The organism is Haloferax sp. s1 (genome assembly GCF_058382125.1).
This window is the reverse complement of record NZ_JBZRPK010000405.1, coordinates 1-4,240: the sequence shown is the minus strand read 5'-3', so window position 1 is coordinate 4,240 and position 4,240 is coordinate 1. Positions and strand designations below refer to the sequence as shown.

4 protein-coding genes are annotated in these 4,240 nt (G+C 63.8%); all 4 read right to left on the bottom strand.

The genetic code is table 11. The features are described from left to right. On the bottom strand, positions 1 to 908 hold a 908-nt coding region (locus QT222_RS05335), incomplete at its 3' end, for a PLP-dependent cysteine synthase family protein (protein WP_491476542.1). A gap of 95 nt (positions 909 to 1,003) precedes the next feature. After that, positions 1,004 to 1,342 (bottom strand): DUF5798 family protein, encoded by a 339-nt coding sequence (locus QT222_RS05330; protein ID WP_004056950.1) that lies wholly within the window; start codon positions 1,340 to 1,342, stop codon positions 1,004 to 1,006. Between the two features lie 99 nt (positions 1,343 to 1,441). Then, positions 1,442 to 2,500 (bottom strand): ABC transporter permease, encoded by a 1,059-nt coding sequence (locus tag QT222_RS05325; RefSeq protein ID WP_004056949.1) that lies wholly within the window; start codon positions 2,498 to 2,500, stop codon positions 1,442 to 1,444. Beyond that, positions 2,493 to 4,240 (bottom strand): ABC transporter permease family protein (locus tag QT222_RS05320; protein WP_491476541.1); only part of this gene is annotated, 1,748 nt, incomplete at its 5' end. The genes QT222_RS05325 and QT222_RS05320, both read right to left, overlap by 8 nt.

Here is a 4,240-nt window from a genome sequence, read left to right as displayed (position 1 = left end):
GTCACGACGGAATCGTACGGGAGGTCGATTTCACCGGCGGCGGCGCGTTCGGCCCCGTCGAGCGCGGCGAGAGAGTTCGCGGCCGCACTCGACGCGACGAGGTGACCTTCCTCCGAGGCGAGCCGTTGCATCTCGGCGTGGCTGTCTCGGTCGGAGATTTGGACGATTTCGTCGACTAACTCGGGGTCGAACAGTTCGTTGGTGTCGGGGTTGTGCGTACCGATTCCTTCGGTTTTGTATGGGGCTTCTTCCACGTCGCGGTCGTGGAGCGTGGAGTACAGCGAGCCTTCGGGTTCGACGGCGGTAACGAAGGTTTCTTCGTGGTGTTCGCGCCCGTATCGGGCCATTCCCATGAGCGTTCCCGCGGTCCCGCACCCGGCGACGAGCGCGCCGACTTCGTTGTCGAGGGTGTCGTAAATCTCCGGGGCGGTGGTCTCGTAGTGCGCTTCGGGATTGAGCGGATTCGAGAACTGCTGCGGAACGACGGCGTCGTCGAGTTCCTCGGCAAGTTGGTGAGCGCGGTCGATAGCGCCGCCCATACCGTCTTCGGTGGGCGTATTCACCACGTCGGCACCGAGCGCACGCATGAGTGTCTGCTTTTCGACGCTGAATCGTTCGGGGACGACGAACACGGCACGAATACCGAGTTGCCCGGCGGCGACAGCAAGACCGATACCGGTGTTTCCGGCGGTCGGTTCGACGACGGTTCCTCCCTCGGGGAGTTCGCCCGATTCGAGCATCTGTTCGAGCATGTACTTGCCGATGCGGTCCTTGACGCTCGCGCCGGGGTTGAACGACTCGAGTTTCGCGTAGACGGGTACCTCGTCGGGTGATGCGTGGACCCGGACGAGTGGCGTCTCGCCGATGGTGTCGAGCACCGAGTCGAAGGGTTCGCGGTGCGTGGTCATACGGGGGCAAATGTTGCCCCCGGTCCTGAACGTTTTCATCCGTTCGTCCGGGGTTCGTCGTCGGAGAAATAGCGGGGAAACCGGGGTTCGGAAGTCTACTGGTCCGTCGACGCGTTTTCGTCGCCGGCCGAATCAGCATCGTCGGACGCGTCGTCCGAGTCAGCGACCGAATCGGGCTGTACGTCCTCCGCTTCGGAGATGTGCGCCTGTGCGATGGCCGCGTCGAGGTCGACGCCTTGTTCTTCGGCAATCGCTTCGAGAATCGCCCGCTGTTCGGCGTTTTCGGCTTCGAGGCGGTCGACGCGCGCCTCCGTTTCATTGACGGTTTCTCTGACCTCGACGATTTGCTCGCGCAACTCGTTGAGCTTCTTGTACACGTCTTCGGCCATCTCTGCGACCTTCTGGAGCTTCTTTGCGGTTCCTCCGAGTGCCATATATCGCCCCTCGGACTCCGCGCTTGTACGAGTTCCGGTGCCAAATTATTGGGGGAGAGATGCATTGTCGGTCGAGGGTGACTGGTCGGTCCGGCGAGACTACCCGAGTTCGTTCGGGTCGACCCGAGACACGACGACGCGCAACCCTACGAGCGAAACGAGTCCAACGACGACCAGACCAATGACGGCGGCGCGAGCACCGAGACCGGCAGTCCCGAGCGCCAGTTTCGCCGCCGTATTCGCGGGGTTGAGCGGCAGGAGCGACGTGCCAGCGAAGACGAGGAGTACGCCGAGCGAGTAGAGCAGTTGCGACGTACGGCGGTCGGGTGCCGTAATCGCCACGGTTGCACCGAGTGTAACGACCACGGCTGTGAGACCAGCGACCAGCCCGAACAGCCACGTGACGTTGTCGATGCCGGTTCCATTGAGTTGGAGGAGGAGCATCCACGCGACCGCCTGAATCGGAGCTAACCCACCTGCTGCGAGGAGTTTTCCGTCCACGACCGCCGAGAAACTCACGGGTGCGACGCGGAGGAGTTCGAGCGTTCCGCGAGCAACCTCCTCGGTCAGTGAGTCCACGACGAGCGACCCCGAGATGAAGACGGGAAGGAACAACAGGAGCGGGACGAGCACTGTGTAGGTGAAGCCGAAGTACGGACTCGATTCTATCTCGACCGGCACGGGAAGCGGGTTCGTCGACAGGAACGCCCTCCGGTCGGCGCGCTCGTTTCGCTCCAGTTCGCGGAGTGCGTCGCGGAGTCGAACGACGACTGCCGTCGTCTCTACGCCCGTATCGGGCGCGACCGCCGAAACCTGTATGCGACCGTTCTCCCCCGTCGACGCCTCCAAGACGGCATCGACCTGCCGTTCTTCGAAGGCCGTCATCGCGGTCGACTGAGACGAGTACACGCGCCCGTCGAGTCCAGATTCGGACGCGACGGCGCGGAGCAAGTCCCTGACGGCATCCTCGTCGCCGGTGATGGCGACCTCGACCTGATAGCTCGCCGCACCCGGGTCGTACAGCGAGACGAGACCAACGACGAGGAACGACGAGAACGCCGCCACGAACAACTGGATGGCCAGCGCCAGTACGATGGTCTTCTCCTTCCGTAGACTACCGAGTTCGCGCCGAGCGATGGCGAATCGTGGGTTACCCAAGGGTCGTCACCACCTGCAGGTTGTAGACGAGGTGAATGCCAATCGCCCCGACGAGCGATAGAGCGTAGGCGGATTTCCCCCGACTCGCGCCGAGTGCGGTGACGCTTGCTGTCACGGCATGGAGCACGAGCGGCGCGAGGAGCAACCCAGCCGCAACGACGATACTGATGCCAGTCGCGTCGGCGACGCCCACGCCTGCCGGGGCGAATGCGGTCTGCCCGAGTGTGAGCGACTGGAGTCCGGCGATTTGGGCGATAGCTGTGAACTTCTCGCCCACGAAAAACCCGAGGCCGGAGAGGCCGCCGAGGACGAGTGACGTGCGGACCGTCCGCGCAAAGCGAGCGTTCTCGAAGGCGGCGTAGACGTGGAGACTCTTGGCGAGTTCTTCGACGACTGCGACCGCAACCAGAATGAGCGGGACGGTCACGTCGATTGGGAGAACGAACAACACGGCGATAGCGAGGAGTTCGGCGATGAAGACAAACGGAATGGACAGCGCCGACAGTGATGCAATCGACCGCGGACGCGAGATGCGACTGTCGAGCGCGTCGAGGAACTTGAGCGGAACCGACCGCTGGGTGAACATATCTTCTTCGCGGTAGACGCCGATTCCGAGGAGGAACAATACGACTGCGGCGAGGAGAATCGGGCCGACCGAGAAGGCGAACTCACCGAGCGGGATTGCATCGCCGCCCAAGTCGCGGACGACGAGTGTCAAAGGCGAGATGAGCGCGATTGGCGTAACGTTCGTGAAGATGGCCGGGACGAAGGTGTACGTCGTCAAGAACACCGAGACGGTGACCGTCACGAACGTGAGTTCCTTGAACGACCGGGCGAACATCGCGCCGACGAACGTCGCCGCGAGGAACAAGAGACCGATTGGGACGACGGCCGCAACGGAGACGAACCCGCCGCCGACGGCCATCGCGATGGCGGCGGTGATACCGACCATCCCGAGCAGGTACGGAAGCGTCTTCCCGGCGACGATGTCGCCCGGCGAGATGGGTGCGACGAGTAGCAGTTCGCCGCGTCGGTTGATTCGCTCGTTGAGGATGCTCGACCCGTACGCCTGAATCACGAAATTCATCGGCACGAGGAAGACGAACGCGAGGACGAGCGACGCGAAGGGGAACGGCGGATTGATGCTCGCTGGCGACCCGCTGGTGTCGCCGCCGAAGAGACTCGCTGCTCCACCGAGCGGCGACGCACCAATTTTGCCGTCGTCCGCGGCCGCGGCATCGGATGGGGCCGTTCCGGCTCCAGTCGAGCCATCTCCACTCACTGTGCCGGTGGAGGAACCGCTTCCGTCTGTTCCGTCCGTACCCGACGAACCGCCGGAGCCATCCCCGGCCGCACCAGCGCCGCCAGAGCTATCGTCGACCCGGCTTCCTGCGGGGACGAGTGCACCACGCTCCCGGTACTGGAGGTTGACGACGACGGGGAACGCCGCGGATTGATTCTCCTCGCGGACCATCTGCCGCTCGTTGTACGACTGAACTGCATCCCTGAACGCTCCGTAAGCTGCGTCTCCGGTTCGCGTGTCGGCCACGGAGACGTGCCGTTCGGTGACGATGAGTTCGACGTTCGGGTCCGATATCGGTCTCGGGTCGAGCGTCGGTGACTGGTCGACTGCGTCGTAATACGGGCTGTCGGATGCGATTCCGACTCGGTAGAGGTCGCGGTCGAGGGCGGCTCCGCTTCCCGCTGCTCCGGCGGCGATGCCCCCAGCAACCAGTATGG